Annotated in this window: 37 protein-coding genes and 2 pseudogenes; 38 read left to right on the top strand and 1 reads right to left on the bottom strand. The window is 68.5% G+C overall.

All coding sequences use genetic code 11. The features are described from left to right. Positions 1-3: 3 nt before the first annotated feature. Entirely contained in the window at positions 4-324 is a 321-nt protein-coding gene (gene rpsJ / locus U5K29_11975) for a 30S ribosomal protein S10 (protein ID MDZ7679258.1), read from the top strand. On the opposite strand, the gene U5K29_11970 is transcribed toward rpsJ, so the two are convergent. Next, positions 305-568: a hypothetical protein gene (locus U5K29_11970; protein ID MDZ7679257.1), complete on the bottom strand. Its 264-nt coding sequence runs from the start codon at positions 566-568 to the stop codon at positions 305-307. The genes rpsJ and U5K29_11970 overlap by 20 nt on opposite strands. A gap of 57 nt (positions 569-625) precedes the next feature. Between U5K29_11970 and U5K29_11965 the strand changes: the two genes are divergently transcribed. From U5K29_11965 to U5K29_11785, 37 genes and pseudogenes are all read left to right on the top strand, one after another. Beyond that, a complete protein-coding gene (locus U5K29_11965) occupies positions 626-1,225 on the top strand; it encodes a pentapeptide repeat-containing protein (protein MDZ7679256.1) in 600 nt (199 codons plus the stop codon). Positions 1,226-1,495: 270 nt separating this feature from the next. Then, complete coding sequence (gene rplC / locus U5K29_11960) at positions 1,496-2,137, top strand: 50S ribosomal protein L3 (GenBank protein ID MDZ7679255.1); 642 nt, start codon at positions 1,496-1,498, stop codon at positions 2,135-2,137. Next, positions 2,137-2,778: a 50S ribosomal protein L4 gene (gene rplD, locus U5K29_11955; protein ID MDZ7679254.1), complete on the top strand. Its 642-nt coding sequence runs from the start codon at positions 2,137-2,139 to the stop codon at positions 2,776-2,778. Before rplC ends, rplD begins: the two co-directional genes overlap by 1 nt. After that, positions 2,775-3,065, top strand: coding sequence for a 50S ribosomal protein L23 (gene rplW / locus U5K29_11950; GenBank protein ID MDZ7679253.1), 291 nt, complete (start codon positions 2,775-2,777; stop codon positions 3,063-3,065). The genes rplD and rplW overlap by 4 nt, the downstream gene beginning before the upstream one ends. 11 nt (positions 3,066-3,076) lie before the next feature. Continuing rightward, entirely contained in the window at positions 3,077-3,913 is an 837-nt protein-coding gene (gene rplB, locus U5K29_11945; protein ID MDZ7679252.1) for a 50S ribosomal protein L2, read from the top strand. Positions 3,914-3,919: 6 nt separating this feature from the next. Further along, entirely contained in the window at positions 3,920-4,198 is a 279-nt protein-coding gene (gene rpsS, locus U5K29_11940; GenBank protein ID MDZ7679251.1) for a 30S ribosomal protein S19, read from the top strand. Next, a pseudogene (gene rplV / locus U5K29_11935) lies at positions 4,195-4,569 on the top strand (50S ribosomal protein L22). Before rpsS ends, rplV begins: the two are co-directional and overlap by 4 nt. Positions 4,570-4,862: 293 nt before the next feature. Continuing rightward, positions 4,863-5,492, top strand: a pseudogene (gene rpsC / locus U5K29_11930) (30S ribosomal protein S3). Positions 5,493-5,784: 292 nt separating this feature from the next. Beyond that, positions 5,785-6,201 carry a 50S ribosomal protein L16 gene (rplP, locus tag U5K29_11925; protein ID MDZ7679250.1) on the top strand — a complete coding sequence of 139 codons (417 nt, stop codon included), beginning with the start codon at positions 5,785-5,787 and terminating at the stop codon, positions 6,199-6,201. Continuing rightward, the gene (gene rpmC, locus U5K29_11920) at positions 6,201-6,428 is read left to right on the top strand and encodes a 50S ribosomal protein L29 (GenBank protein ID MDZ7679249.1); all 228 of its coding nucleotides are present in this window, start codon (positions 6,201-6,203) and stop codon (positions 6,426-6,428) included. The genes rplP and rpmC overlap by 1 nt, the downstream gene beginning before the upstream one ends. Next, positions 6,428-6,715 (top strand): 30S ribosomal protein S17, encoded by a 288-nt coding sequence (rpsQ, locus tag U5K29_11915; GenBank protein ID MDZ7679248.1) that lies wholly within the window; start codon positions 6,428-6,430, stop codon positions 6,713-6,715. Before rpmC ends, rpsQ begins: the two co-directional genes overlap by 1 nt. After that, positions 6,712-7,080 carry a 50S ribosomal protein L14 gene (rplN, locus tag U5K29_11910; protein ID MDZ7679247.1) on the top strand — a complete coding sequence of 123 codons (369 nt, stop codon included), beginning with the start codon at positions 6,712-6,714 and terminating at the stop codon, positions 7,078-7,080. Before rpsQ ends, rplN begins: the two co-directional genes overlap by 4 nt. Positions 7,081-7,091: 11 nt before the next feature. After that, positions 7,092-7,400 (top strand): 50S ribosomal protein L24, encoded by a 309-nt coding sequence (rplX, locus tag U5K29_11905; protein ID MDZ7679246.1) that lies wholly within the window; start codon positions 7,092-7,094, stop codon positions 7,398-7,400. Between the two features lie 20 nt (positions 7,401-7,420). Beyond that, positions 7,421-7,972, top strand: a complete 552-nt coding sequence (gene rplE, locus U5K29_11900) for a 50S ribosomal protein L5 (protein MDZ7679245.1) — start codon at positions 7,421-7,423, stop codon at positions 7,970-7,972. Further along, positions 7,972-8,157 carry a type Z 30S ribosomal protein S14 gene (locus U5K29_11895; protein ID MDZ7679244.1) on the top strand — a complete coding sequence of 62 codons (186 nt, stop codon included), beginning with the start codon at positions 7,972-7,974 and terminating at the stop codon, positions 8,155-8,157. Before rplE ends, U5K29_11895 begins: the two co-directional genes overlap by 1 nt. Before the next feature lie 13 nt (positions 8,158-8,170). Further along, positions 8,171-8,575 carry a 30S ribosomal protein S8 gene (gene rpsH / locus U5K29_11890; protein MDZ7679243.1) on the top strand — a complete coding sequence of 135 codons (405 nt, stop codon included), beginning with the start codon at positions 8,171-8,173 and terminating at the stop codon, positions 8,573-8,575. An 11-nt stretch (positions 8,576-8,586) separates the two neighbouring features. Then, positions 8,587-9,126: a 50S ribosomal protein L6 gene (rplF, locus tag U5K29_11885; GenBank protein ID MDZ7679242.1), complete on the top strand. Its 540-nt coding sequence runs from the start codon at positions 8,587-8,589 to the stop codon at positions 9,124-9,126. Positions 9,127-9,153: 27 nt separating this feature from the next. Then, entirely contained in the window at positions 9,154-9,519 is a 366-nt protein-coding gene (rplR, locus tag U5K29_11880; protein MDZ7679241.1) for a 50S ribosomal protein L18, read from the top strand. After that, positions 9,519-10,094, top strand: coding sequence for a 30S ribosomal protein S5 (rpsE, locus tag U5K29_11875; GenBank protein ID MDZ7679240.1), 576 nt, complete (start codon positions 9,519-9,521; stop codon positions 10,092-10,094). The genes rplR and rpsE overlap by 1 nt, the downstream gene beginning before the upstream one ends. Beyond that, positions 10,094-10,276 carry a 50S ribosomal protein L30 gene (rpmD, locus tag U5K29_11870; protein ID MDZ7679239.1) on the top strand — a complete coding sequence of 61 codons (183 nt, stop codon included), beginning with the start codon at positions 10,094-10,096 and terminating at the stop codon, positions 10,274-10,276. Before rpsE ends, rpmD begins: the two co-directional genes overlap by 1 nt. A 4-nt stretch (positions 10,277-10,280) precedes the next feature. Continuing rightward, positions 10,281-10,769, top strand: a complete 489-nt coding sequence (rplO, locus tag U5K29_11865) for a 50S ribosomal protein L15 (GenBank protein MDZ7679238.1) — start codon at positions 10,281-10,283, stop codon at positions 10,767-10,769. Positions 10,770-10,850: 81 nt separating this feature from the next. Beyond that, complete coding sequence (secY, locus tag U5K29_11860; protein MDZ7679237.1) at positions 10,851-12,146, top strand: preprotein translocase subunit SecY; 1,296 nt, start codon at positions 10,851-10,853, stop codon at positions 12,144-12,146. After that, a complete protein-coding gene (locus U5K29_11855) occupies positions 12,143-12,715 on the top strand; it encodes an adenylate kinase (protein MDZ7679236.1) in 573 nt (190 codons plus the stop codon). Before secY ends, U5K29_11855 begins: the two co-directional genes overlap by 4 nt. Beyond that, complete coding sequence (gene map / locus U5K29_11850) at positions 12,712-13,485, top strand: type I methionyl aminopeptidase (protein ID MDZ7679235.1); 774 nt, start codon at positions 12,712-12,714, stop codon at positions 13,483-13,485. The genes U5K29_11855 and map overlap by 4 nt, the downstream gene beginning before the upstream one ends. Positions 13,486-13,662: 177 nt before the next feature. After that, positions 13,663-13,887, top strand: coding sequence for a translation initiation factor IF-1 (gene infA, locus U5K29_11845; protein MDZ7679234.1), 225 nt, complete (start codon positions 13,663-13,665; stop codon positions 13,885-13,887). A 61-nt stretch (positions 13,888-13,948) separates the two neighbouring features. Next, complete coding sequence (gene rpmJ, locus U5K29_11840) at positions 13,949-14,062, top strand: 50S ribosomal protein L36 (GenBank protein ID MDZ7679233.1); 114 nt, start codon at positions 13,949-13,951, stop codon at positions 14,060-14,062. A gap of 4 nt (positions 14,063-14,066) precedes the next feature. Beyond that, on the top strand, positions 14,067-14,444 hold the full coding sequence (rpsM, locus tag U5K29_11835) for a 30S ribosomal protein S13 (protein MDZ7679232.1): 378 nt from the start codon (positions 14,067-14,069) through the stop codon (positions 14,442-14,444). Positions 14,445-14,485: 41 nt separating this feature from the next. After that, entirely contained in the window at positions 14,486-14,884 is a 399-nt protein-coding gene (gene rpsK / locus U5K29_11830; protein MDZ7679231.1) for a 30S ribosomal protein S11, read from the top strand. Position 14,885: 1 nt separating this feature from the next. After that, complete coding sequence (gene rpsD / locus U5K29_11825; protein MDZ7679230.1) at positions 14,886-15,503, top strand: 30S ribosomal protein S4; 618 nt, start codon at positions 14,886-14,888, stop codon at positions 15,501-15,503. A 42-nt stretch (positions 15,504-15,545) separates the two neighbouring features. After that, on the top strand, positions 15,546-16,484 hold the full coding sequence (locus tag U5K29_11820) for a DNA-directed RNA polymerase subunit alpha (GenBank protein MDZ7679229.1): 939 nt from the start codon (positions 15,546-15,548) through the stop codon (positions 16,482-16,484). 5 nt (positions 16,485-16,489) lie between these two features. Continuing rightward, positions 16,490-16,843: a 50S ribosomal protein L17 gene (rplQ, locus tag U5K29_11815; protein MDZ7679228.1), complete on the top strand. Its 354-nt coding sequence runs from the start codon at positions 16,490-16,492 to the stop codon at positions 16,841-16,843. Positions 16,844-16,858: 15 nt separating this feature from the next. Then, on the top strand, positions 16,859-17,722 hold the full coding sequence (truA, locus tag U5K29_11810) for a tRNA pseudouridine(38-40) synthase TruA (GenBank protein ID MDZ7679227.1): 864 nt from the start codon (positions 16,859-16,861) through the stop codon (positions 17,720-17,722). Between the two features lie 103 nt (positions 17,723-17,825). After that, positions 17,826-18,275: a 50S ribosomal protein L13 gene (gene rplM, locus U5K29_11805; GenBank protein MDZ7679226.1), complete on the top strand. Its 450-nt coding sequence runs from the start codon at positions 17,826-17,828 to the stop codon at positions 18,273-18,275. A gap of 25 nt (positions 18,276-18,300) precedes the next feature. Then, on the top strand, positions 18,301-18,693 hold the full coding sequence (gene rpsI, locus U5K29_11800; protein MDZ7679225.1) for a 30S ribosomal protein S9: 393 nt from the start codon (positions 18,301-18,303) through the stop codon (positions 18,691-18,693). Between the two features lie 64 nt (positions 18,694-18,757). After that, positions 18,758-20,128, top strand: a complete 1,371-nt coding sequence (gene glmM, locus U5K29_11795) for a phosphoglucosamine mutase (protein MDZ7679224.1) — start codon at positions 18,758-18,760, stop codon at positions 20,126-20,128. A gap of 105 nt (positions 20,129-20,233) precedes the next feature. Continuing rightward, positions 20,234-23,617 (top strand): SIS domain-containing protein, encoded by a 3,384-nt coding sequence (locus U5K29_11790; protein MDZ7679223.1) that lies wholly within the window; start codon positions 20,234-20,236, stop codon positions 23,615-23,617. Positions 23,618-23,627: 10 nt separating this feature from the next. After that, positions 23,628-23,996, top strand: a complete 369-nt coding sequence (locus U5K29_11785) for a holo-ACP synthase (GenBank protein ID MDZ7679222.1) — start codon at positions 23,628-23,630, stop codon at positions 23,994-23,996. Positions 23,997-24,003: the final 7 nt, after the last annotated feature.

Raw genomic sequence — 24,003 nt, 5'->3', positions numbered from 1 at the left:
ACGATGGCGAACGACCAGAAGATCCGCATCAGGCTCAAGGCCTACGACCACGAGATCATCGACCAATCGACGCGCAAGATCGTCGAGACGGTGCTCCGTACCCAGGCCACCATCCGGGGCCCGATCCCGCTTCCCACAGAGAAGCACCGCTACACGGTGATCCGTTCGCCGCACAAGGACAAGGACTCCCGCGAGCACTTCGAGATGCGGATCCACAAGCGTCTGCTCGACATCATCGAGCCGTCGCCCAAGACCGTCGACTCGTTGCAGCGCCTCGAGCTCCCTGCCGGTGTCGACATCGAGATCAAGATCCAGCAGGCCTAGCGCCCGAGCAGGTCGCCAGCAGTGCACGAGACCCGGCGGGGAGGTCGGCCACGCTGAGGTCGAGATCGAGGTAGAGCTGGTCGCCGACCAAGCCCGCTTCGAGGTCGAGGATCGCCGAGTCGAGCACCCTGCGCTGGTCCACCGCGGGGCGACAGGCGATCATCTCGAGGGTGCCGACCGAGGCGGGCGCAGCTCGAACGTGGTCGAGGGCAGCGCCGAGCTGGGAGGTGGTGAGGTGCTCCATGCGGGCATCATGGCCCGGGCGGCGTCACCGGCACAGGTATTTTCCTACGATGGCCCCATGTCCGCCTGGTCCCACGAGGTCTTCACCGAAGCGGACATCGCCGAGCCCGACTCCCTGGAGTGGGTCGATTGCACCTTCGAACGCTGCCGGTTCGTCCACGCCGACCTCGGTGGGCTCCGTACCCGGCGGTGCTCGTTCATCGACTGCGACCTCTCGGGGGCCGACCTGGCCGGCTCGCGCCACGACGAGACGTCGTTCGTGTCCGCCAGCCTGCGGGCCGCCGACCTCCGCTCGGCCTCGTTCTGGCAGTGCCGCCTGGCTGGCACCGACTTCCTCGGTGCCAGCCTCGAGGGACTCCAGATCGCCGGCGGCGACTGGTCCTGGGTGAACTTCCCGGCCGCCCCGCTGGCGGGCATGGATCTTCGTGAGGTGAAGCTCGAAGGGGCCTATCTGGCGAACTCGGACCTGCGGGGAGCCGACCTCCGCCACGCTCGTCTGACCGGGGCGGTCCTGAGCCGGGCCTCGGTGGGTGGAGCCGACCTTCGGGGTGCCCTGATCGACGGCACCGACCTGCACACGCTCGACCTGCGCGGGGTTCGGATCGATGAGCGCCAACTCCACCAGCTGGCCGGGGCGATGGGCCTGATCATCGGCTGATCCCGACGCGGCGAGCTCAGCCGGGCTTGGCACACGCGCCGCGGCTCGCTATGATGGCGGCTCCGTGTGCCGGGGCCTGTTGACCAGTGCCTGGCACGAGTCCGGAACTCCCAACCAATCGACGTCCGTGAAGGCCCGTCGCGGGTACCGCACGGCACAACCCAACTGGCGCTCCGCCGGGTCCGCCCGGGCGGAGCGTTCGCGTGAAGAGCCGACGGCGCTGCCTGCGAGGCATCCGTCGGGACAACCACAGAGAAGGACACAGCCGCAATGGCGAACAAGGCAATCGTCGGCGAGAAGGTCGGCATGACCCAGGTCTGGGATGACGAGAACCGCGTCGTCCCGGTCACCGTGGTCAAGGTCGCGCCCTGCCGAGTGGTGCAGATCAAACGCCCCGACACCGACGGCTACAGCGCGTTGCAGGTCACCTTCGGACACCGCGACGCCCGCAAGCTCAACTCGCCCACCACCGGTCACTACGACAAGGCCGGCGTCGACCCCGGCGAGCGCCTCGTCGAACTTCGCCTCGACGACGTCAGCGAGTACGAAGTCGGCCAGGAGATCGCAGTCGACGTGGTCGCCAAAGGCGAGCTCATCGACGTCACCGCCGTCAGCAAGGGCAAGGGCTTCGCCGGGGTCATGAAGCGCCACAACTTCTCGGGCCAGCGGGCCTCCCACGGCGCCCACCGCGTGCACCGCATGCCCGGAGCCGTCGGTGCCTGCGCCACGCCCGCCCGGGTCTTCAAGGGCAAGAAGATGGCCGGTCGCATGGGCGCCGAGAAGGTCACCACCCTCAACCTCACCGTGGTCGACGCCGACGCCGAGCGGGGCCTCCTGCTCGTTCGTGGGTCGGTTCCCGGCCCCCGCGGCGGCCTCGTCCTCATCCGCGACGCAGTGAAGGCTGGCAAGTGATGGCAACGGTCACCCTCAAGAACCCGAGCGGCGCCAAGACGACCAAGAAGGCCGAGCTGGCCGACGAGATCTTCGGCATCGAGCCCAACGTCGCGGTCATGCACCAGGTCGTCACCGCCCAGCTCGCCGCCCGCCGGGCAGGAACCCAGAGCACCAAGACCCGCGCCGAGGTGCGCGGTGGTGGGGCCAAGCCGTGGCGCCAGAAGGGAACCGGCCGGTCCCGCCAGGGCTCCACCCGGTCGCCGCAGTGGCGCGGCGGCGGTGTGGCGCTGGGCCCCAAGCCCCGTAGCTACGCCCAGCGCACCCCCAAGAAGATGATCAAGCTGGCTCTCCGGTCGGCGCTGTCCGATCGGGCCGCCGACGACAAGGTCGTGGTGGTCGACGACTGGGGCCTCGACGCCCCGAGCACCAAGGGTGCCAAGGCCGCTCTCGACGCCATCGGTGTCGCCGGCCGGGTCCTCGTGGTCCTCGGCCCCGATGACGAGATCGTCTGGAGGAGCTTCCGCAACCTCGGCCACGTCCACCTGCTCGAGGCCGCTGAGCTCAACGCCTACGACGTGCTGTGCAGCGACTGGGTCGTCTTCACCACCGACACGCTGCCCACGACCACCCCCGCGACCCCGAGCGAGGACGACCAGTGAAAGACCCACGCGACGTCGTCATCGAACCGATCGTCAGCGAGAAGTCCTACTCGCTGCTCGAGCACAACGTCTACACCTTCAAGGTCCACCCTGGGGCCTCCAAGCCCGAGATCCGTGACGCCGTCGAAGCGCTCTTCGACGTGAAGGTCACCCGGGTGAACACCCTCAACCGCAAGGGCAAGCGTCAGCGCAACCGACGTGCCCTCACCTTTGGCTCCAAGACCGACACCAAGCGGGCGGTCGTCTCCCTCGCCGAGGGCGACGTCATCGACCTGTTCGAGACCTAGGAAGCACCGCCATGGCACTCCGCAAGCGCAAGCCCACGAGCCCGGGCCGTCGGTTCCAGACCGGCTCGGACTTCTCCGAGCTCACCAGGACCGAGCCCGAGAAGTCGCTCGTCAACCCCAAGCCCCGCACCGGTGGTCGCAACAGCTACGGCCGCAAGACCGCCCGTCACCGCGGCGGTGGCCACAAGCAGCAGTACCGTGCCATCGACTTCAAGCGGAACAAGGACGGCGTCCCGGCCAAGGTCGCGTCGATCGAGTACGACCCGAACCGCACCTGCCGCATCGCGCTGTTGCACTACCTCGATGGAGACAAGCGCTACATCCTGGCCCCCAAGGGCGTCCGCATCGGTGAGATGCTCCAGAACGGCCAGGGCTCCGAGCTCAAGGCCGGCAACGCCCTCCCGATGCGCTACATCCCGGTCGGCACCACCGTCCACAACGTCGAGATCAAGCCCGGACAGGGCGGGCGCCTGTCCCGCAGTGCCGGTTCGAGCGTGCAGCTCGTGGCCAAGGAGGGCGACTTCGCCACCCTGCGCCTGCCGAGCAGCGAGATGCGCCGGGTCCCGATCGACTGTCGGGCCACCATCGGCGAGGTCGGCAACGCCGAACACGAGCTGATCAAGATCGGCAAGGCCGGACGCAACCGCTGGAAGGGTGTTCGCCCCCAGACCCGCGGTGTGGTCATGAACCCGGTCGACCATCCCCACGGTGGCGGCGAGGGCAAGACCTCCGGTGGACGCCATCCCGTGTCGCCGTGGGGCAAGCCCGAAGGTCGTACCCGTGACACCAACAAGCCATCCCAGAAGCTCATCGTTCGCCGCCGGCGTACCCGCGGCTCCCGGAGGTAGCAGGACATGCCGCGCAGCCTGAAGAAGGGCCCCTTCGTCGACGACCATCTGTTGAAGAAGGTCGACGACCTCAACGAGAAGGGCGAGAAGAAGGTCATCAAGACCTGGTCGCGCCGTTCCACGATCCTGCCCGACATGGTGGGACACACGATCGCGGTGCACGACGGCCGCAAGCACGTGCCGGTCTATGTCACCGAGTCGATGGTGGGTCACAAGCTCGGCGAGTTCGCACCGAGCCGCAGCTTCCGCTTCCACGCCGGCCAGGAGCGAGGTGGTCGTCGATGAGCCCCACCACCCTCGCCCGCGACGCGAGTCGAAAGACCAACGAGCGTTCCGGCACCCGGGCCCAGCACAAGTACGCCCGCATGTCGGCCTCCAAGGTCCGGGTGGTCCTCGACCACATCCGCGGCAAGACCATCGGCGAGGCCGACGAGATCCTCGCCTTCACCGAGCGCGAAGCCGCCGCGGTCATCCGCAAGGTGCTCGACTCGGCGATCGCCAACGCCGAGCACAACGACGACATCCCCGCCGACGAGCTGTTCGTGTCGGCCTGCTACGCCGACGAGGGTCCGACCCTCAAGCGCTGGCGGCCCCGTGCTCGCGGCCGCGCCACGCGCATCAACAAGCGCACCTGTCACATCACCGTCATCGTGAGCCGCCTTCCCGCCGACGAGCTGGCCCGCATCCGGGCCCGCGAAGAGGCCGCCCGCGAAGCTCGAAGCGGCCAGGGTGCCGCCCGCGCCCAGGGCGCAGCCCAGGACGCGGCCGAGGCCCGCCGCCGCCGGGTGGCCAAGAGCCGCCAGGCCAAGGCCGAATCCGCCGCCGAGCACGACCATGATCACGACGACGACGCCGGGATCGACGACGACGAGCTGGCGATCGAGGCCGAGGCCGCCGCCGAGACCGACGACGAGGCCGATGCCGACGAGGCCGAGGAGAAGGACAAGTAATGGGCCACAAGGTCAATCCCTACGGCTTCCGCCTCGGTGTCACCACCGACTGGAAGTCCCGCTGGTTCGCCAACCGCGACGAGTACTCCGACTTCCTCATCGAGGACTGGGAGATCCGCGACTACCTGATGACCCAGCTTCCCCACGCGGCCATCAGCCGGATCGAGATCGAGCGCACCCGCGACAAGCTCCGTGTCGACGTCCACACCGCTCGTCCCGGCATCGTCATCGGTCGCCGTGGCAGCGAGGCCGACCGCCTCCGCGCTGGCCTGGCCAAGATCACCGGCAACAACAAGATCCAGCTCAACATCCAAGAGATCAAGCAGCCCGAGCTCGACGCGGCCCTGATCGCCCAGGGCGTCGCCGACCAGCTCGCCGGCCGGGTGGCGTTCCGCCGGGCCATGAAGCGTGCGGTCCAGAACGCCCAGAAGGCGGGCGCTCTCGGCATCCGGGTGCAGTGCTCGGGCCGCCTCGGCGGGTCCGAGATGGCCCGCACCGAGTGGTATCGCGAAGGTCGGGTCCCGTTGCACACGCTTCGTGCCGACATCGACTACGGCTTCCGCGAGGCCAAGACCACCTACGGTCGCATCGGCGTCAAGGTCTGGATCTACAAGGGCGACATCCTGCCCTACAAGATGACCGCCGAGGACAAGATCGCCAAGGAAGCCGCCATGGCCGTCGGCGACACCGCCGGCGACGCCCGGCCCCGCAAGGTGGTGTCCTCTGCCGCGGCCCGCCGCAAGGGCGCCGACGAGCAGCCGGCCCCCGCCGAGGAGCCCACCGAGGCCGAGGAACCGGCGCCGTTGGTCAAAGAGGCCGATCCCGACTTCGAACGCCTGCTGGCCGAAGAGGAAGAGATCGAGCGCTCGGTGCGCGAGCACCACGAGACCCCCCACTTCCGTCCCGGAGATGGTGACTGACATGTTGATGCCCAAGAAGGTCAAGCACCGCAAGCACCACCGGGGCCGGATGACCGGCACCGCCAAGGGCGCCACCTCGGTCTCCTTCGGCGACTACGGCATCCAGGCCCTCGAGCCGGGGTGGATCACCGCCCGCCAGATCGAGGCTGCCCGTATCGCCATGACCCGCCACATCAAACGAGGTGGCAAGGTCTGGATCAACATCTTCCCCGACAAGCCGGTCACCGAGAAGCCGGCCGAGACCCGCATGGGGTCGGGGAAGGGCAACCCGGAACGATGGGTCGCCGTGGTCAAGCCCGGACGCATCATGTTCGAGCTGTCCTACCACGATCCCCAGGTCGCCCGGGCCGCTATCGAGCGCGCCATCCAGAAGCTGCCGATCAGGGCCCGCTTCGTCGAGCGTCAGGAGGGGTTCTGATGGCCAAGAGGTCCGCACTGGCCGACCTGTCCGACCGCGACCTGCTCGAACGGCTGGGAGAGCACAAGCAGGAGCTGTTCAACCTGCGCTTCCAGAACGTCACCGGACAGCTCGACAACTACGCCCGCCTTCGCCAGGTCAAACGAGACATCGCTCGGGTCAACACCGAGTTGCGTGCCCGTGAGATCGCCGCCGCCGAGGCGCTCGCCCAGGAGGAGATGGCCTGATGGCCGACACCACCCCCACCCCCGAGGCCCCGAGCCGTCCCAACCGCCGCAAGGTGCGCGACGGTCTGGTCACCTCCAACGCGATGGACAAGACCGCGGTGGTCTCGGTCATCGACCGGGTCCGGCACCCCCGCTACGGCAAGACCGTCCAGCAGAACACCAAGCTCTACGTCCACGACGAGACCAACGACCTCAACGTCGGCGACCGCGTCCGTGTGCAGGAGACCCGCCCGCTGTCGAAGTCCAAGCGCTGGCGGGTCGTCGAAGTCCTGGAGCGTGCCAAGTGATCCAGCAAGAGAGCCGCCTGCGGGTGGCCGACAACAGTGGCGCCAAGGAGGTGCTGTGCATCAAGGTGCTCGGCGGCTCCCGCCGACGCTATGCCGGCATCGGCGACGTGTTCGTCGCCACCGTGAAGGACGCCTTGCCCGGCGCCGCGGTCAAGAGCGGCGATGTCGTCAAGTGCGTCGTCGTGCGCACCAAGAAGGAACGCCGTCGTCCCGACGGCTCCTACATCCGATTCGACGAGAACGCGGCCGTGCTCATCAACGATGCACAGCAGCCGCGTGGCACCCGCATCTTCGGCCCTGTGGGCCGCGAGCTGCGCGAGAAGCGATTCATGCGGATCGTCTCGCTCGCGCCGGAGGTGATCTGACCATGGCAGCCATGAAGGTCCGCAAGGGCGATCGCGTCGTCGTGCTGTCGGGCAAGGACCGCGGCAAAGAAGGCGTGGTCTCCCGGGCGCTGCCGAACGAGGGCAAGGTCATCGTCGACGGCGTCAACGTCGCCAAGAAGCACCAGAAGCCGACCCGTTCCACCATGCAGGGCGGGATCATCGACAAGGACATGCCGATCTCGGTGTCCAACGTCGCAGTGATCAGCCCCAAGGACGGCAAGGCCACCCGCGTCGGGTACACCTTCGACGCCAAGGGCAACAAGGTCCGTATCTGCAAGCGCACCGGAGCCGAGCTGTGATGGCCACTGCGACAACCCAGATGCCCCGCCTCAAGGCGAGGTACTACGACACCATCCGCGACCAGCTCAAGTCCGATCTCGAGCTCGGCAACGTCATGCAGGTCCCGAAGGTCGACAAGATCTCGATCAACATGGGCGTCGGCGATGCGGTGAACCAGGCCCGTCTCCTCGACGGTGCCGTCGAGGACCTCACCATCATCGCCGGCCAGAAGCCGGTGGTCACCAGGGCCAAGAAGTCCATCGCCGGGTTCAAGCTGCGAGAGGGCAACGCCATCGGCACCAAGGTCACCCTCCGGGGAGACCGCAAGTGGGAGTTCCTCGATCGCCTCATCAGCATCTCGATCCCCCGTATCCGCGACTTTCGCGGGTTGTCGCCCACGTCATTCGACGGCCGGGGCAACTACACCTTCGGCGTCACCGAGCAGCTCATCTTTCCCGAGATCGACTACGACAAGGTCGACGTCGCCCGGGGCATGGACATCACCATCGTCACCACCGCCACCACCGATGCCGACGGGCGCGCCCTGCTCGCTGCTCTCGGCTTCCCGTTCCGATCCGAAGGGCAGCAGTAATGGCCAAGAAGGCGCTCATCAACAAGTCGCAGCGCACGCCCAAGTTCAAGGTGCGGGGCTACACGCGCTGCCGCCGGTGCGGCCGTCCGCGCTCGGTGTACCGCAAGTTCGGCCTCTGCCGGGTGTGTCTGCGCGAGCTCGCACACGCCGGGGAGATCCCCGGGCTCAAGAAGGCCAGCTGGTGAGGAGGGACGTCCGATGACCATGACCGACCCCATCGCCGACATGCTCACCCGTCTGCGCAACGCCAACACGGCGATGCACGACGACGTGTCCATGCCATCGTCCAAGGTGAAGGAAGCCCTCGCCGAGCTCCTCCAGAAGGAGGGCTACATCGAGAACTTCTCGACCGCCGACAACCCTGACCGGCCCGGCCGCATCCTCACCGTGAAGATGAAGTACTCACCCGAGCGGGCCCGGACCATCTCCGGCATCAAGCGGGTGTCCAAGCCGGGGCTGCGGGTCTACACCAAGTCCGACAGCATCCCCCGTGTCCTCGGCGGCCTCGGTGTCGCCGTCGTCTCCACGAGCCAGGGGCTCATGACCGACCGTGAGGCGCGCAAGCGTCGCATGGGCGGCGAGATCCTCTGCTTCGTCTGGTAACGGAGCCTCCCATGTCCCGAGTAGGAACATTCCCCATCCCGGTGCCCAACGGTGTCGACATCAGCATCGACGGCACCTCGGTCACCGTCACCGGACCGAAGGGCACCCTGTCCCACGAGCTCCCCGAGTCGATCACCCTGCGCCAAGAGGACGACACCCTCCTGGTCGAGCGGACCGACGAAGAGCGCCGCACCCGTGGCCTGCACGGGCTCAGCCGGGCACTGGTGGCGAACATGGTCACCGGGGTCACCGACGGGTTCCGCAAGGATCTCGAGATCGTCGGCGTCGGCTACCGTGCCACGGCCAAAGGGTCCGACTCCCTCGAGCTGGCCCTCGGCTACAGCCATGCGGTCACCATCGAGGCGCCCGACGGGATCACCTTCGAGGTCCCCACCCCGACCAGCATCGGCGTCATCGGCATCGACAAGCAGGTCGTCGGCCAGGTTGCCGCCAACATCCGCGCTGTGCGCAAGCCCGAGCCCTACAAGGGCAAGGGTGTTCGCTACGCCGGCGAGCGGGTGTTGCGCAAGGCCGGCAAGACCGCCAAGTAGCGCCTCGGAAGAACTGAGAAGGACGAGATGAGCGACAGCGCCAAGCAGAAGCGAGCAGCACGGGTCCGGCGTCACCGCCGGGTCCGCAAGAAGGTCCTCGGCACCCCCGAGCGTCCTCGCCTGGCCGTGTTCCGGTCCAACCGTCACGTGGTGGCCCAGGTCATCGACGACCGGTCGGGCCGGACCCTGGCTGCCGCCTCCACCCACGAACCCGACCTTCGGTCGGGGTCCACCGGCACCGTCGAGGCCGCCACCAAGGTGGGCGCCCTCGTGGCCGAACGAGCCAAGTCCGCCGGGGTGGAACGGGTCGTGTTCGACCGCGGCGGATTCATGTACCACGGGCGGATCGCCGCCCTCGCCGACGCGGCACGTGACGCCGGACTGGAGTTCTGATGGCCACCAACCGAACGGCAACGAGCGACGCGCAGCTCCGAGAGTCCCGAGTCATCGACATCAACCGGGTGGCCAAGGTCGTCCGGGGTGGTCGCCGGTTCTCGTTCACCGCGCTGGTGGTGATCGGTGACGGCGCCGGCCGGGTCGGTCTCGGCTACGGCAAGGCCAAGGAGGTGCCTCTCGCCATCCAGAAGGGCACCGACGAGGCTCGCAAGAACCTGTTCCACGTGCCGCTGGCCGGCTCGACCATCACCCATTCGGTGGTCGGCCGACTCGGCGCAGGGCGGGTGATGCTCAAGCCCGCGGCTCCCGGTACCGGTGTCATCGCCGGCGGTGCCGCCCGCGCCATCCTGGAAGAGGCCGGCATCCACGACGTGCTGTGCAAGTCGCTGGGCTCGTCGAACCACATCAACGTGGCACGGGCCACCATCGCCGGACTGCGCGACCTCAAGCGTCCCGACGAGATCGCCCGTCTCCGAGGGCTCGACCCCGAGGAGTTCACCCCGACCGGACTGCTGCAGGCCTATCGCGAGAGCGAGCGCGGCCCGGCGCCCGAGCCCGACGAGGTGGCGTGATGACCGAGCTCGTCGTCACCCAGACCCGTTCGTCCATCGGGGTCAAGCCCAAGCAGCGCGGGACGCTGCGGGCCCTCGGCCTCGGCCGCATCGGCAAGTCCAACACCTTGCCCGATCGCCCAGAGATCCGCGGCATGCTCGATCGCGTGCCACACCTCGTCACCGTCGAGGAGACTGAGTAACACCATGAAGATCCACGATCTCAAGCCTGCCGACGGCTCCAACCAGCGCCGCAAGCGCGTCGGGCGCGGCATCGCCGGCAAGGGCGGCAAGACCGCCGGCCGCGGCACCAAGGGCCAGAAGGCTCGCGGCACGATGCCCGCCGGGTTCGAGGGCGGGCAGAACCCCCTGCACATGCGGCTTCCCAAGCTCAAGGGGTTCAACAACCCGTTCCGGGTCGAGTACCACCCCGTCAACCTCGACACCATCGAGGACTCGGGGCTCGACGAGGTCACGCCCGAGTCGCTGCGGTCCAAGGGACTGGCCGGCAAGAAGGCACTCATCAAGGTGCTCGGCCGCGGCGAGCTGACCCGTGCGGTCACGGTCAAGGCCCACGCCGTGTCCAAGTCGGCCGAGGAAGCCATCACCGCGGCAGGGGGTACGGTGGAGCTGCTGCCGTTGCCGTTCGGCAACGGTCGGCCTCCAGCGAAGGGCAACGCCCTCACCAACCGCTGACGTCCCCGCTGTCACCGACAACGATCCGCCGCCTGACGAGTCAACGCCGAGGAACCGCCCGTGCTCTCCACCATGAGGAACATGTTCAAGGTCCCCGACCTTCGCAACAAGATCCTCTTCACGCTCGCGATCATCGCCATCTACCGCTTCGGTGCGTTCGTCCCGGTGCCCGGCATCGACCTCGACCAGCTCCAGATCCTGCGCGACCAGGCCAGCAGCGGCGGTGGCGTGCTGGCGCTGCTCGGGCTCTTCTCCGGTGGCGCGCTCACCAACTTCGCGGTGTTCGCGCTGGGGATCATGCCCTACATCACCGCGTCGATCATCATGCAGGTGCTCACCGTGGTGATCCCCCGCCTCGAGCAGTGGCAGCAGCAGGGGGCGATCGGTCAACGCAAGATCACCCAGTGGACCCGCTATCTGACCATCGGCATCGCGGTCCTGCAGTCCACGAGCTTCACCTTCATCTTCTCCAGCGGCGGTGGTGGGTTCATCCCCGGCGACAATCTCAACCTGTTGCCCAACTGGAGCATCCCGCGGGTCATGCTCATCGTCTTCACCATGACCGCGGGCACCGCGCTGATCATGTGGATGGGCGAGCTGATCAGCCAGCGCGGCATCGGCAACGGCATGTCGCTGATCATCTTCGCCTCGGTGGTCAGCAGCTTCCCCGCCCAAGGTGAGCAGATCCGTGCCGAGGCCGGCAACGCCATGCTGTTGATGGTCATCGCCATTCTCATCCTGATCCTGGCCGCGATCGTGTTCGTCGAGCAGGGCCAGCGACGCATCCCCGTCCAGTTCGCCAAGCGAGTGGTCGGTCGGCGCCAGTACGGCGGCCAGAACACCTACATCCCGCTCAAGCTGAACCAGTCGGGTGTCATCCCCGTCATCTTCGCCAGCTCGGTGCTGTACCTGCCGATCATGGGCGCGCAGGTGCTGCCCTCGTCGGGGTGGGGCGCCTCGGTCCAACGCTGGGTCGAGAACAACCTCATCCAGCCCGACAACATCTTCTATGTGGTCATCTTCGGTCTGATGATCATCGGCTTCGCCTACTTCTACACCTCGATCACCTTCGACCCGGCCAAGCAGGCCGACACGTTGCGCAAGCAGGGCGGGTTCATCCCCGGCATCCGGCCCGGCCCCCAGACCGAGCGTCACCTCGGCAAGATCCTGTCGCGGATCGTGCTGCCCGGTGCCATCTTCATCGCCATCGTGGCCCTGGTGCCCGACATCCTGCTGGCCAACATCCTGCCCGGCGACCAGGCCCAGTTCGCCTTCGGTGGCATCTCGCTGCTGATCGCGGTCGGTGTCTCGCTCGAGACCATGAAGCAGATCGACAGCCAGCTGATGATGCGCAACTACGAGGGGTTCTTGAAGTGAGCGGAGTTCGACTCGTCCTGTTGGGACGCCAGGGTGCCGGCAAGGGGACCCAGGCGGTCCGTCTGGCCGAGCACTACGGGGCACCTCACATCTCCACCGGCGACATGCTGCGGGCGGCGGTGGCCGAGGGTACCGAGTTCGGCCGGAAGGCCAAGGAGATCATGGACCGGGGCGACCTGGTCCCCGACGACGTCATGGTCGGCGTCGTCGAGGAGCGACTCACCAAGGACGACGCCCGCGCCAGCGGGTTCCTGCTCGACGGGTTCCCCCGCACCGTGGCCCAAGCCGAGGCACTGGCCGAGCTCACCGCGCCCGAAGGCCTCGACGCCGTCGTCAACATCGACGTGCCGCTCGACGAGGTCAGGGCCCGCATGAAGGCCCGTGGGCGCGACGACGACACCGACGAGGCCATCGACCGCCGTCTCGAGCTCTACGAGCGCGCGACCCAGCCGCTCGTCGCCTTCTACGAGGAGCGTGAGCTGTTGGTCCACGTCGACGGATTCGGCACCATGGATGAGGTCTTCTCCCGCTTGGTCGAGGCCATCGACGCGGTGCGGGAGCAGTCCTGATCCGAGGCGGCGCTGTCCGCCGCTCGCCTGCGGACATTGCCGCCATGCGGCGCGCCGGCCGGGTCGTGGCCGAGATGCACGAGCGCATCCGCGACGCACTGCGACCAGGCATCACCACCGCCGCCCTCGACCGCATCGGGCGCGACGTGCTCGAACGGCGAGGAGCCACGTCGAACTTCCTCGGGTACGGACACCCTCCGTTCCCCGGGGTGATCTGCGCGTCGCCCAACGAGGTGCTCGTCCACGGGATCCCCGGCCCCAGGGTGCTCGACGAGGGCGACATCGTGTCGATCGACTGCGGCGCCGTGGTCGACGGCTGGCACGGCGACGCCGCCTTCACCGCCGGCGTCGGTGAGATCTCGCCGGAGGCCGTGCGACTCATCGAGACCGCCGAGGCGTCGTTGCGGGCCGGCATCGCCGAGCTCCACGCGGGGCGTCGCCTGGGCGATCTCGGACACGCGGTGCAGCGCGTGATCGAGTCGGCAGGGTTCTCGGTGGTGCGCGAGTACGTGGGGCACGGCATCGGGCGGGCCATGCACGAGCGACCCGATGTCCCCAACTACGGGTCGCCCGGCAAGGGGCTCAAGATCGAGGTCGGCAACGTGTTCGCGGTCGAGCCGATGCTCAACGCGGCCACGCCCGAGACCATGCTGCTCGCGGACGCGTGGACCGTGGTCACCGCCGACGGCGCCCTCTGCGCCCACGCCGAGCACACCATCGCCACCGGCGACGACGGGCCCGAGATCCTCACCTCCAGCTCGTTCCGCTAGATGGGGCCTGGAGAACGTATACAGAGGAGCACGGCCGTGATCACGCCGCCGAGTTGGCCCGGCCAGCGTGGCGCGCTAACGTAACACTTCGGCCATGCGGCCGCGGTGGTTTCGCGCCGCTCACACCTCGCACCGTAGCCGGTGCACCCAGTAGTTGGAACGACCTGGAGGTCAGTCCTGCCCAAGCCCAAGGAAGACGCGATCGTCCTCGAGGGAACGGTCATCGAGCCGTTGCCCAACGCCATGTTTCGCGTCGAGCTCGAGAACGGCCACAACGTGCTCGCCCACATCTCCGGCAAGATGCGCATGCACTACATCCGCATCCTCCCCGGAGATCGCGTCCAGGTGGAGCTGACCCCCTACGACCTCTCCCGCGGTCGGATCACCTACCGCTACAAGTGACCTCCCGCCCCCGCGGCGGCCCGCCCCGGCGCCCAGGCGTCCGGACACAGAAAGCCCTCCGATGAAGGTACGACCCAGCGTCAAGAAGATCTGCGAGAAGTGCAAGGTGATCCGCCGGCACGGTCGCGTCCAGGTCATCTGTACCAATCCCCGCCACAAGCAGAGGCAAGGCTGAGCCAATGGCACGAATCTCCGGCGTCGACATCCCCCGCGAGAAGCGACTCGTCGTCTCGCTGACCTACATCTTCGGTGTCGGTCCCACCACCGCCGCCCAGATCTGCGACGCGGTCGGCATCGACCAGAGCACCCGCGTGCGCGATCTCACCGACGAAGAGGTCGCCAAGATCCGCAACTGGATCGAGGCCAACCTCAAGGTCGAAGGCGATCTGCGGCGCGATGTCTCCCAGGACATCAAGCGCAAGATGGAGATCGGCTGCTACCAGGGTCTGCGCCACCGCAAGGGCATGCCCGTGCGGGGCCAGCGCACCCACACCAACGCCCGTACCCGCAAGGGTCCGAAGAAGACCATCGCGGGCAAGAAGAAGGTTCGCAAGTGAACTCGACCACCTCGCTGTACACCCCCACGGAGCACTGAACGATGGCGAAGCCAAAGCCCGGGGGTCGCCGCCCCCGCAAGCGCGAGCGCAAGAACGTCACCTACGGGGTGGCCCACATCAAGAGCTCGTTCAACAACACCATCGTGTCGATCAGCGACCAGGACGGGAACACCCTCGCCTGGGCCTCGGCCGGCAACGTGGGGTTCAAGGGCTCGAAGAAGTCCACCCCCTACGCCGCCCAGATGGCCGCCGAGCAGTGCGCCCGCCGGGCCATGGAGCACGGGGTCCGCAAGGTCGACGTCGTGGTCAAGGGCCCCGGCTCGGGTCGCGAGACCGCCATCCGGTCCATCCAGAACACCGGCATCGAGGTCACCGGCATCAAGGACGTGACCCCGGTGCCCCACAACGGTTGCCGTCCCCCCAAGCGTCGGAGGGTCTGACATGTCGCGCTACACCGGTCCCAAGGCTCGCGTCTCCCGCCGGTTGGGAACCAACCTCTGGGGAACCCAGGGCGAGAACAAGGCGATGGAGAAGCGCCCCTACCCGCCGGGCGACCACGGCCGGACCCGCCGTCGGGGCAACGCTTCCGAGTACCTCATGCAGCTGCAGGAGAAGCAGAAGGCCCGCTTCTCCTACGGCCTCACCGAGCGCCAGTTCCGCAACCTCTACGAGGAAGCCAACCGCAAGGAAGGCGTCACCGGTGAGAACATGCTCCGGTACCTCGAGTTGCGACTCGACAACGTCACCTACCGGGCCGGCTGGGCGGCCACCAGGCCCCAGGCCCGCCAGTTCGTGAATCACGGCCACGTCAAGGTCAACGGCAAGCGGGTCGACATCCCCAGCTATCGCGTCCGCAAGGGCGACGTCATCGAGCTGGCGGACAAGTCCCGCGAGATGATCACCATCACCTGGAACATCGACGTGCTGTCACGCACGCCGCCGCCGTGGCTCGACGCCGGCGACGGTGGGTTCCAGGTCACCGTCCGCGAACTCCCGCTGCGCGAGCACATCGACGTCCCGGTGCGCGAAGCACTCATCGTCGAGCTCTACAGCAAGTAGTCCCACACCAGGCCCGCCATCCCGCCCGCGAGAGGTATCTCCATGCTCGTCATCCAGCGACCCACGGTCGAGGCCCTCGGCGATGGCGACACGCCGCGCGCGCTGTTCGCCATCGGCCCCCTCGAGCCCGGCTTCGGGTACACCATCGGCAACTCGCTGCGCCGCACGTTGCTCTCCTCGATCCCCGGCGCAGCCGTCACCCAGGTGCGCTTCGACGATGCGCTGCACGAGTTCGACACGATCCCCGGCATCACCGAGGACGTCACCGACGTCATCTTGAACCTCAAGGACCTGGTGATGCTGGTCCACAGCGACGAGCCACTGACCCTCCGCCTCGACGCCCGTGGTCCGGGCGAGATCACCGCCGGTTCCATCGAGACCAGCGCCGACGTCGAGATCCTCAACTCCGACCTGGTGATCGCCACCGCCAGCGACAAGGGTCGCCTGGCCATCGACATCACCGTCGAGCGCGGCCGTGGCTATGTCACCGCCGAGCGCAACAAGACGTCGTCGACCATCGGTGTCATCCCCATCGACTCCATCTTCTCGCCGGTGCGTCGGGTCACCTTCGACGTCGAACCCACCCGGGTCGAGCAGTCGACCGAGTACGACCGATTGGTCCTCGACATCGAGACCGACGGATCGCTCACCGCCCGCGAAGCACTGGCGTCGGCCGGATCCACCCTGCGGTCGCTGGTGCAGCTCGTCGAGGAGATGAGCGAGGAGCCCCAGGGACTCGAGCTGGGCGAGGTCGCCACCGCGGGTTCGGGGTCGCCCGACCTCGACCTGCCCATCGAGGACCTCGACTTGTCCGAGCGTCCCCGCAACTGCCTCAAGCGGGCCCAGGTCAACTCGGTCGGCGAGCTCCTGCTCAAGTCCGAGGACGATCTGCTGGCCATCACCAACTTCGGCCAGAAGTCGCTGGACGAAGTCACCGCCAAGCTCGATGAGCGGGGCCTGTCGCTCCGCGGCAAGGACTGATCACAATGCCGGCCACTCCCCGAAAGTCCCGCCGCTTCGGCGGCAGCTCCTCCCACCAGCGCCTGATGATGGCCAACCTGGTGGCATCGCTGGTCGCCGCCGAGTCGATCGTCACCACCGAGGCCAAGGCCAAGGCCATGCGCCCCGTCGCCGAGAAGATGATCACCAAGGCCAAGAAGGGCGGCATCCACAACCGCCGCCACGTCGTCGCCTACCTGGGTGACGAGGAGATGGCGGCCAAGCTCTTCGACGAGATCGGTCCTCGATACCTCGACCGCCCTGGCGGCTACACCCGCATCCTCAAGCTCGGGCCGCGCCCCGGCGACAACGCACCCCAGGCGCGCATCGAGCTCGTCTAGTCCGCGCCGTCGGGCATGAGCGGACCCGAGGCTCCAACCCTGTTCGAACAGGACGCGGGACAGCCGGCCGCCGAGCTGGGTCCCACCAGCCGCGTCGCCATGGTGGTCGCCTACCACGGCGGCGCGTTCCACGGGTTCGCCGTCAACGCGGGGGTGCGTACCGTCGGCGGCGCGCTGGCCGAGGCGACCGCGGGGGTGCTCGGACACCCGGTCGAGCTCACCGTGGCCGGGCGCACCGACAAGGGGGTGCACGCCTGGGGGAACGTGGTGACCTTCGACGCCAGATCCGAGGGTCTCGATCCGCACGCCCTGCGGACCTCGCTCAACAAGATGCTGCGGCCCTCCATCGCCGTCCGCGCGGTCGAGGTCGTCGACGACGATCTCGACGCCCGCTTCTCGGCGACGGCTCGTGTCTACCGCTACACGGTGCTCAGCCGGTCGGTGCCCGACCCGTTCCTGGCCGACCGCGCCTGGCACGTGGACCGACCGCTCGACCTGGCCGTGTTGCGGCTGGCGTGCGACCCGTTCCTCGGAACCCACGACTTCACCTCGTTCTGCCGTCGCCCCAAACGCACCGACGGTGCCGAGGCCGACCTGCGCCGCCGGATCGTCGCCGCAGATTGGGCCGATCTCGGCGACGGACAGCTCCGCCTCCAGATCGAGGCCAACGCGTTCTGTCACCAGATGGTGCGCAGCATCGTGGGGTTCATGGTCGAGGTCGGGCTCGGGCGCCGCAGCGTCGGCGAGATCGGCGCGGTGCTGCGCGGGCGCGATCGTTCGCTCGCCGCCGGGCGGCTCGCGCCGCCCCACGGTCTGGTTCTGTGGCAGGTCCGATACGATGACCACCCGCACTTGCCCTTCCTGGGCGGTGCGCCCTAGAGTTTCCCGTTGGCCCCGCGCCGGGTCCTACACCTGGCGCCCCGATTCGTCGATCGGGTCGCCACCGTTCGCCAGTCGATCACCACCGAACAGGACAGCACGCGTGCCTACGTTCACCCCCCGCCCAACCGACATCGAGCGCACCTGGCACGTCGTCGACGCCGAGGGCCTGGTGCTCGGCCGCCTCGCCACCGAGGTCGCCCGCATCCTGCGCGGCAAGCACAAGCCGACCTTCGCCCCGCACGTCGACACCGGCGACCACGTCATCATCGTCAACGCCGACAAGGTCGTCCTCACCTCCAACAAGGCCGACCGCAAGCAGGTCTGGCGCCACAGCGGCTACCCGGGCGGGATCAAGTCGGTCAGCTATGGCGAAGCGCTCAAGCGCAAGCCCGAGGACGCGGTTCGTCGCACCGTCCGCGGCATGTTGCCCAAGACCCGCCTCGGCCGCCAGATGCTCAAGAAGCTCAAGGTCTACGCCGGACCGACCCATCCCCACGCCGCCCAGAACCCTCAGCCCCTCGTCATCGACGGCGCACGCCGCGCCAGCTGATCCAGCACCAAGAGGTCCTCTCGACATGCCAGCACCCCTCGTCCAGACCACCGGTCGCCGCAAGCAGGCCGTCGCACGTGTGCGCCTGCGTCCCGGCACCGGTGTCATCACCGCCAACGGTCATCCGGTCGAGGAGTACTTCCCGACCGAGACCCACCGCATGATCTTCACCGAGCCGTTGAAGCTGACCGAGACCGCCGAGGTCTACGACGTCGACGCCACGCTCCACGGCGGTGGCCCGTCGGGCCAGGCGGGTGCGATGCGCATGGGGATCTCCCGGGCACTGGTCGAGCTCGACGACGAGCTTCGCCCCCTGCTCAAGAAGGCCGGGTTCCTCACTCGCGACGCTCGCAAGAAGGAATCCAAGAAGTACGGCCTCAAGAAGTCGCGCAAGGCTCCGCAGTACTCCAAGCGCTGAACACCGCACGACCGGCGCCACCACGGGGCGCCGGCGACGCTACGCCAGCGTGCCGGGGGCATCGATGACGCTTCGCTTCGGAACCGACGGAGTGCGCGGTGTGGCCAACACCGAGCTCACTCCCGAACTCGTGCTCGCCTTCGGGCGGGCAGCGGCGCGCGTCCTCGATGCCGCTCGTGTCGGCACGGTGGTCGTGGGTCGTGACACCCGCCGGTCCGGCCCGTTGATCGAGGCCTCGCTGGCGGCTGGCTTGGCCGCCGAGGGGGTCGACGTCGAGGTGCTCGGGGTGGTTCCCACGCCGGCGGTGGCATGGGTCTGTGCCAACGACGGGGTACCCGGAGCGGTCATCTCCGCCTCCCACAACCCCTATGCCGACAATGGGGTCAAGCTCTTCGGCGCCGGGGGAATCAAGCTCGGGGCGGGTGACGAGGAACGTCTCGAGACCGAGCTCGACCGTATCCTGCTCGGTGAGCCCGCTGACGCTTCCCCTCCCGTCGGGACCAAGGTGGGGTCGATCCGGCCGGCGGTCGGCGCGGTCGGTCGGTGGGCCGATTCGCTCGACGCCTCGATCGAGGGGCGCCGGCTCGAGGGCATCAACGTCGTCGTCGACTGCGCGAACGGTGCAGCCTCCGAGCACGCACCGCCGGTGCTCCGACGCCTCGGAGCCACCGTCGAGGTCCTCCACGATCGACCCGATGGTCGCAACATCAACCACGATTGCGGCTCCACCCATCCCGAGGATCTCCAGGCCGCGGTGGTCGCCCACGGCGCCGACCTCGGGCTTGCCTTCGACGGCGACGCCGACCGTGTCCTGGCCGTCGACGACGCGGGCGCCCTCGTCGACGGAGACCAGATCATCGCCCTGTGCGCCATCGATCGTCACCAACGAGGTGTGCTCGCCGACGACACCGTGGTCGTCACCGTGATGACCAACCTCGGGTTCCGCCTGGCCATGGCCGAGCGCGGCATCGGGGTGGTCGAGACCCAGGTCGGCGACCGCTACGTCCTCGAAGCACTCGAGCGCGGCGGCTGGCAGTTGGGAGGGGAGCAATCGGGTCACATCATCTTCCGGGATCTGGCCAGCACCGGTGACGGTCTGCTCACCTCCGTCCAGTTGCTCGATCTGGTCTCTCGGGCCGGACGGCCGCTCAGCGAGCTTGCCGCCACGGCGATGACCCGCTTCCCCCAGGTGTTGCAGAACGTTCGGGTCGCCACCCGGCCCGCGGCGGTGATCGGCGAGATGTCCGATGTGGTCGACAGGGTCGAGCGTGACCTGGGCGAGCGGGGGCGCGTGCTCGTGCGCCCCAGTGGGACCGAACCGCTGGTGCGGGTGATGGTCGAGGCCGAGGACGAATCGGCAGCGAGCGCCGCGGCGGCGGAGCTGGTGGCATCCGTCGAGCAGGCTGCGAGCAAGCTGGCGGTCTCCGGGACCTAGACTGCTCCCTGGAGCGGGCCGGCCCACAACAGGAGATCCAGCATGTGTGGAATCATCGCCGTGCTCGGGCGCAGACCGCAGCGAGCGGTACCCGAGGCCGGTCTGGTGGCAGCTCCGGTAGCGCGCGCCGCCGCCGCGCTTGCACGAGCAGCCGACACCTCGATGCTCGATGATCTCCTCGTTGCCGCCGAGGACCTCGAGGATGCCGATCGTCTCCTGCGCGGACCGGTCGGGGCCCGCTTGCTGCTCTCCGATCCCGGGCTGCGGGCATCGCTGACCGACACCCTCGACCAGATGCTCGAGGCCTTCGCCACCCTCGACACCCGGCTCGACGCCGGTGAGATCGTTGCTGGTGACCGGCTCGAGGCGTTCAACCAGGCAGTGGTTCGGGTCAAGGACGCGGCGTGGTCGCTTCGCCGCGACCGCGTCCGGTCGGCGGTCGAGATCCTCGATCTGGCGGCCTCGGTGTCCTCGATGGGAGCCACTCGTGCCTATTGGGCGATCCAGCAGGCGTTGTCCGCGCTCGACCGTCTCGAGGTGCGGGGCCGTGACTCGGCCGGTCTCCAGGTCGTGGTTGCCGGCCACGGTCTCGATTTCGACGATCCCGCCGTGCGGTCACTGCTCGGAGCCCGGGACTCCGACGAGCTGTTCCGCTCGGGCGCGGTCCGCGTCGGACCCGACACGGTGACCTTCGTCTACAAGGCCGCGGCCGAGATCGGCCAGCTGGGCGACAACACCCGGGAGCTGCGCGATGCCCTGCGCTCCGACGAGCTGCTGCGCCTGGCGGTGACCTCCGACGAGTCCGAGGTGCTGGTCCTGGGTCACACTCGCTGGGCCAGCGTGGGGATCATCTCCCAGTCGAACGCCCACCCGCTCGACTCGCTCGAGATCGGGGACCAGGGGGCCGACCTCGCCACCGCGGTCCTCAACGGCGATGTCGACAACTACGCGGACCTCAAGGCCGACGAAGGGCTCCACATCGCCCCCGAGATCACCACCGACGCCAAGGTCATCCCCGTCCTGCTGGCTCGTCACCTGCGCTCGGGGGCCGAGCTCGGGGACGCCTTCCGGTCGACCGTGGCGGCGCTCGACGGTTCGGTCGCGGTCGCCGCGAGCACCACCACCGACACCGACCGGTTGTGCCTTGCCCTGCGCGGAAGTGGACAGGCCCTCTATGTCGGGTTGACCGACGACGCCTACGTGGTGGCCAGCGAGCCCTACGGGGTGGTCGAGCACGCCGACCGCTACCTGCGCCTCGACGGCGACACGCCTGCCGATCTCGACAACGCGGTGGCGACCCGCGGCCAGATCGTCGTGCTCGATCGTGGCGGCGCCGGCACCCTCGAGGCGATCCAGCGGTGGGCATACGACGGCACCCCCTTGCCGGTGGGTGCCGAGGATCTGGCCCGCCCGTCCATCACCACGCGCGACATCGACCGTGGCGATCACCCGCACTTCCTGCTCAAGGAGCTCACCGAAGCACCCACCTCGTTCCGGACCACGCTCCGGGGCAAGCTCCTGGTGGGAGAGGATGGGCGCCTCGGCGTCCACCTGGGCCCGTCCAGCGTCCCCCAATCGGTACGCGACGATCTGGCCGCGGGTCGGATCAGCCGGGTGGTGGTGATCGGCCAGGGCACAGCAGCAGTCGCCGGTCAGAGCATGGCCACCGCGCTTGGTTCGCTCGCCTCGGACTCGTCGTTGCGCATCGAGGCCCTGCCCGCCACCGAGCTGTCGGGGTTCGGGCTGCGACCCGACATGTCCGACACCCTCGTCGTGGCGATCAGCCAGTCGGGCACCACCACCGACACCAATCGAACCGTCGACCTGGTGCGGGGGCGTGGGGCGCGGGTGATCTCGATCGTCAACCGCCGTGGCAGCGATCTCACCGACAAGTCCGACGGCGTCCTGTACACCTCCGACGGACGCGACATCGAGATGAGCGTCGCCTCCACCAAGGCCTTCTACGCGCAGGTCGCCGCCGGGTTCCTCCTGGCCTTCGCCATCGTCGACGCGGCGGGGTTCGGCTCCGACGGCCGGTCCCGACAGGAGCTGCTGTCCGCGCTCCGTGACCTGCCGACGGCCATGGAGGCCACGCTGGCCCAGCGCGACATCATCGCCCGCGCCGCCCGACGCTTCGCACCGAGTCGGCGCTCGTGGGCCATCGTCGGCAACGGCAACAACCTCATCGCCGCCCGCGAGCTGCGGATCAAGCTGTCCGAGCTCTGCTACAAGTCGATCTCCTGGGACGCCACCGAGGACAAGAAGCACATCGACCTGTCGGCCGAACCGATGGTGCTGGTGTGCGCCGCCGGTCTCAGCGGGTCGACCGCGAACGACGTCGCCAAGGAGGTGTCGATCTATCGGGCGCACAAGGCAACCCCGATCGTCATCGCGTCCGAGGGCGAGGCTCGCTACAGCGCGGCCTACGAGGTCATCCCGGTCCCCGCGGTGCACCCGGAGCTCGGGTTCGTGTTGTCGGCCATGGCCGGTCACCTCTTCGGATACGAGGCCGCGCTGGCGATCGACGCCCAGGCGCTACCGCTGCGCGAGATCCGGGCCAGCATCGAGGCTTCGGTGGCGCCCGGACGAGACGCCGAGGAGGTGCTCACCGAGCTCCGCTCCGCGATCGGCGTCAACGCCCAGCAGTACTTCGACGGCCTCCGCGCCGGCGACTACAACGGTCACCTCGAATCCAGCACGGCGGTGCGGCTGTCGAGCCTGCTCCGCTTCGCGCTCGGCATGGTGCCCCTGGAAGCCTTCGAGCTCGAGCACGGCAAGGTCGGGGCTCCAGGGGTGGTGATCGAGGACCTGACCGACGCGCTGACCCGGGCGATCGAGGAGCTCACCCGACCGGTCGATGCCATCAAGCACCAGGCCAAGACCGTCACCGTCGGCATCTCCCGCTCCGACGAGTCGCTGCTCGAGGTGCCGCTCGTGCGGGCGGTCCTCGACGCCGGCACCGGCCGCGACCGGCTCAGCTACAAGACCCTCCGAACTCTCGCGGGGCTCGATCCGGCCGTCGTCGAGGTCGCCGGGTACACGCGGTACGCGATCGAGGGTCGCCTCGACAGCGACGATGATCTCGTCACCGCGACGGTGCTCGACAAGGGCGGCATCGCGGCCGACATCCCCTCGCGCACCGAGCGCGATCCGGTGCTGCGCGGCACCAAGCACCAGGTCGCGCGCGAGCGTGAGGTGTTCGTCAACCTCGGGCGGTCCGACGGACGGATCACGGTCCTCGTGCCGGAGGTGAAGGGAAACGTGGCCACGGGCGTGACCCTGTTGCACGTCCGGTTGGCCGAGCACCTGCCGGCCACCAGCGCCCGTACGGTGATGTCGGCCTACCGGGGGCGCTATCCGGCCCTGCGCAACGCCGTGATGGAGACCGAGCCCGTGTTCCGCGACGACGTGCTCGCCGAGGTGTCGGTGCTCGACCTGCTCACCGCACCGATCCAGACGCTGGCCGACAGGTGGCGTTCAGACCGATGAGGAGCTGCGAGTGATCGGCCTCGGGATCGACCTGGTCGAGGTGCCGCGGTTCCGCGAGGTGATCGCGCGCACCCCCTCCATGGTCGACCGGCTGTTCACCGAGGCCGAGCGTGCCTACGCCCACCGCCAGCAGGATCCCGCCCCGCGGCTCGCCGTCCGGTTCGCAGCCAAGGAGGCGGTGATGAAAGCCCTCGGTGTCGGGCTGGGGGCGATGGAGCTCCGCAGCATCGAGGTCACACGCGACGAGGAATCCGGGCAGCCGGCGCTGCAGCTGCACGGTCGGGCCCACGAGCTGGCCTCCGATCGCGGTGTCCACGAGTGGCGGTTGTCGCTGTCCCACACCGAGCTGATGGCCCAGGCCACCGCGATCGCGCTGTGAGGGTGGG

It is taken from the genome of Acidimicrobiales bacterium, assembly GCA_034521975.1.
Classification (GTDB): Bacteria; Actinomycetota; Acidimicrobiia; order Acidimicrobiales; family SKKL01; genus SKKL01.
The sequence above is the reverse complement of the archived record's forward strand: the minus strand, read 5'-3'. Positions and strand labels throughout refer to the sequence as shown.

What these genes read in the sequence shown, in the direction of transcription:
- rplC (MDZ7679255.1), top strand. Translation starts at nt 1,496, where the DNA reads ATGGCGAACAAGGCAATCGTCGGCGAGAAGGTCGGCATGACCCAGGTC.
- rplB (MDZ7679252.1), top strand. Translation starts at nt 3,077, where the DNA reads ATGGCACTCCGCAAGCGCAAGCCCACGAGCCCGGGCCGTCGGTTCCAG.
- rpsJ (MDZ7679258.1), top strand. Translation starts at nt 4, where the DNA reads ATGGCGAACGACCAGAAGATCCGCATCAGGCTCAAGGCCTACGACCAC.
- U5K29_11970 (MDZ7679257.1), bottom strand. Translation starts at nt 568, where the DNA reads ATGGAGCACCTCACCACCTCCCAGCTCGGCGCTGCCCTCGACCACGTT.
- rpsE (MDZ7679240.1), top strand. Translation starts at nt 9,519, where the DNA reads ATGGCCACCAACCGAACGGCAACGAGCGACGCGCAGCTCCGAGAGTCC.
- rplE (MDZ7679245.1), top strand. Translation starts at nt 7,421, where the DNA reads ATGCCCCGCCTCAAGGCGAGGTACTACGACACCATCCGCGACCAGCTC.
- rplR (MDZ7679241.1), top strand. Translation starts at nt 9,154, where the DNA reads ATGAGCGACAGCGCCAAGCAGAAGCGAGCAGCACGGGTCCGGCGTCAC.
- truA (MDZ7679227.1), top strand. Translation starts at nt 16,859, where the DNA reads ATGAGCGGACCCGAGGCTCCAACCCTGTTCGAACAGGACGCGGGACAG.
- U5K29_11895 (MDZ7679244.1), top strand. Translation starts at nt 7,972, where the DNA reads ATGGCCAAGAAGGCGCTCATCAACAAGTCGCAGCGCACGCCCAAGTTC.
- rpsH (MDZ7679243.1), top strand. Translation starts at nt 8,171, where the DNA reads ATGACCATGACCGACCCCATCGCCGACATGCTCACCCGTCTGCGCAAC.
- rpsM (MDZ7679232.1), top strand. Translation starts at nt 14,067, where the DNA reads ATGGCACGAATCTCCGGCGTCGACATCCCCCGCGAGAAGCGACTCGTC.
- secY (MDZ7679237.1), top strand. Translation starts at nt 10,851, where the DNA reads ATGTTCAAGGTCCCCGACCTTCGCAACAAGATCCTCTTCACGCTCGCG.
- rplQ (MDZ7679228.1), top strand. Translation starts at nt 16,490, where the DNA reads ATGCCGGCCACTCCCCGAAAGTCCCGCCGCTTCGGCGGCAGCTCCTCC.
- glmM (MDZ7679224.1), top strand. Translation starts at nt 18,758, where the DNA reads ATGACGCTTCGCTTCGGAACCGACGGAGTGCGCGGTGTGGCCAACACC.
- rplO (MDZ7679238.1), top strand. Translation starts at nt 10,281, where the DNA reads ATGAAGATCCACGATCTCAAGCCTGCCGACGGCTCCAACCAGCGCCGC.
- rpsS (MDZ7679251.1), top strand. Translation starts at nt 3,920, where the DNA reads ATGCCGCGCAGCCTGAAGAAGGGCCCCTTCGTCGACGACCATCTGTTG.
- rpsI (MDZ7679225.1), top strand. Translation starts at nt 18,301, where the DNA reads ATGCCAGCACCCCTCGTCCAGACCACCGGTCGCCGCAAGCAGGCCGTC.
- rplP (MDZ7679250.1), top strand. Translation starts at nt 5,785, where the DNA reads ATGTTGATGCCCAAGAAGGTCAAGCACCGCAAGCACCACCGGGGCCGG.
- U5K29_11965 (MDZ7679256.1), top strand. Translation starts at nt 626, where the DNA reads ATGTCCGCCTGGTCCCACGAGGTCTTCACCGAAGCGGACATCGCCGAG.
- U5K29_11820 (MDZ7679229.1), top strand. Translation starts at nt 15,546, where the DNA reads ATGCTCGTCATCCAGCGACCCACGGTCGAGGCCCTCGGCGATGGCGAC.
- rpsD (MDZ7679230.1), top strand. Translation starts at nt 14,886, where the DNA reads ATGTCGCGCTACACCGGTCCCAAGGCTCGCGTCTCCCGCCGGTTGGGA.
- rplF (MDZ7679242.1), top strand. Translation starts at nt 8,587, where the DNA reads ATGTCCCGAGTAGGAACATTCCCCATCCCGGTGCCCAACGGTGTCGAC.
- rpsK (MDZ7679231.1), top strand. Translation starts at nt 14,486, where the DNA reads ATGGCGAAGCCAAAGCCCGGGGGTCGCCGCCCCCGCAAGCGCGAGCGC.
- rpsQ (MDZ7679248.1), top strand. Translation starts at nt 6,428, where the DNA reads ATGGCCGACACCACCCCCACCCCCGAGGCCCCGAGCCGTCCCAACCGC.
- rplD (MDZ7679254.1), top strand. Translation starts at nt 2,137, where the DNA reads ATGGCAACGGTCACCCTCAAGAACCCGAGCGGCGCCAAGACGACCAAG.
- rpmC (MDZ7679249.1), top strand. Translation starts at nt 6,201, where the DNA reads ATGGCCAAGAGGTCCGCACTGGCCGACCTGTCCGACCGCGACCTGCTC.
- rpmD (MDZ7679239.1), top strand. Translation starts at nt 10,094, where the DNA reads ATGACCGAGCTCGTCGTCACCCAGACCCGTTCGTCCATCGGGGTCAAG.
- rpmJ (MDZ7679233.1), top strand. Translation starts at nt 13,949, where the DNA reads ATGAAGGTACGACCCAGCGTCAAGAAGATCTGCGAGAAGTGCAAGGTG.
- rplX (MDZ7679246.1), top strand. Translation starts at nt 7,092, where the DNA reads ATGAAGGTCCGCAAGGGCGATCGCGTCGTCGTGCTGTCGGGCAAGGAC.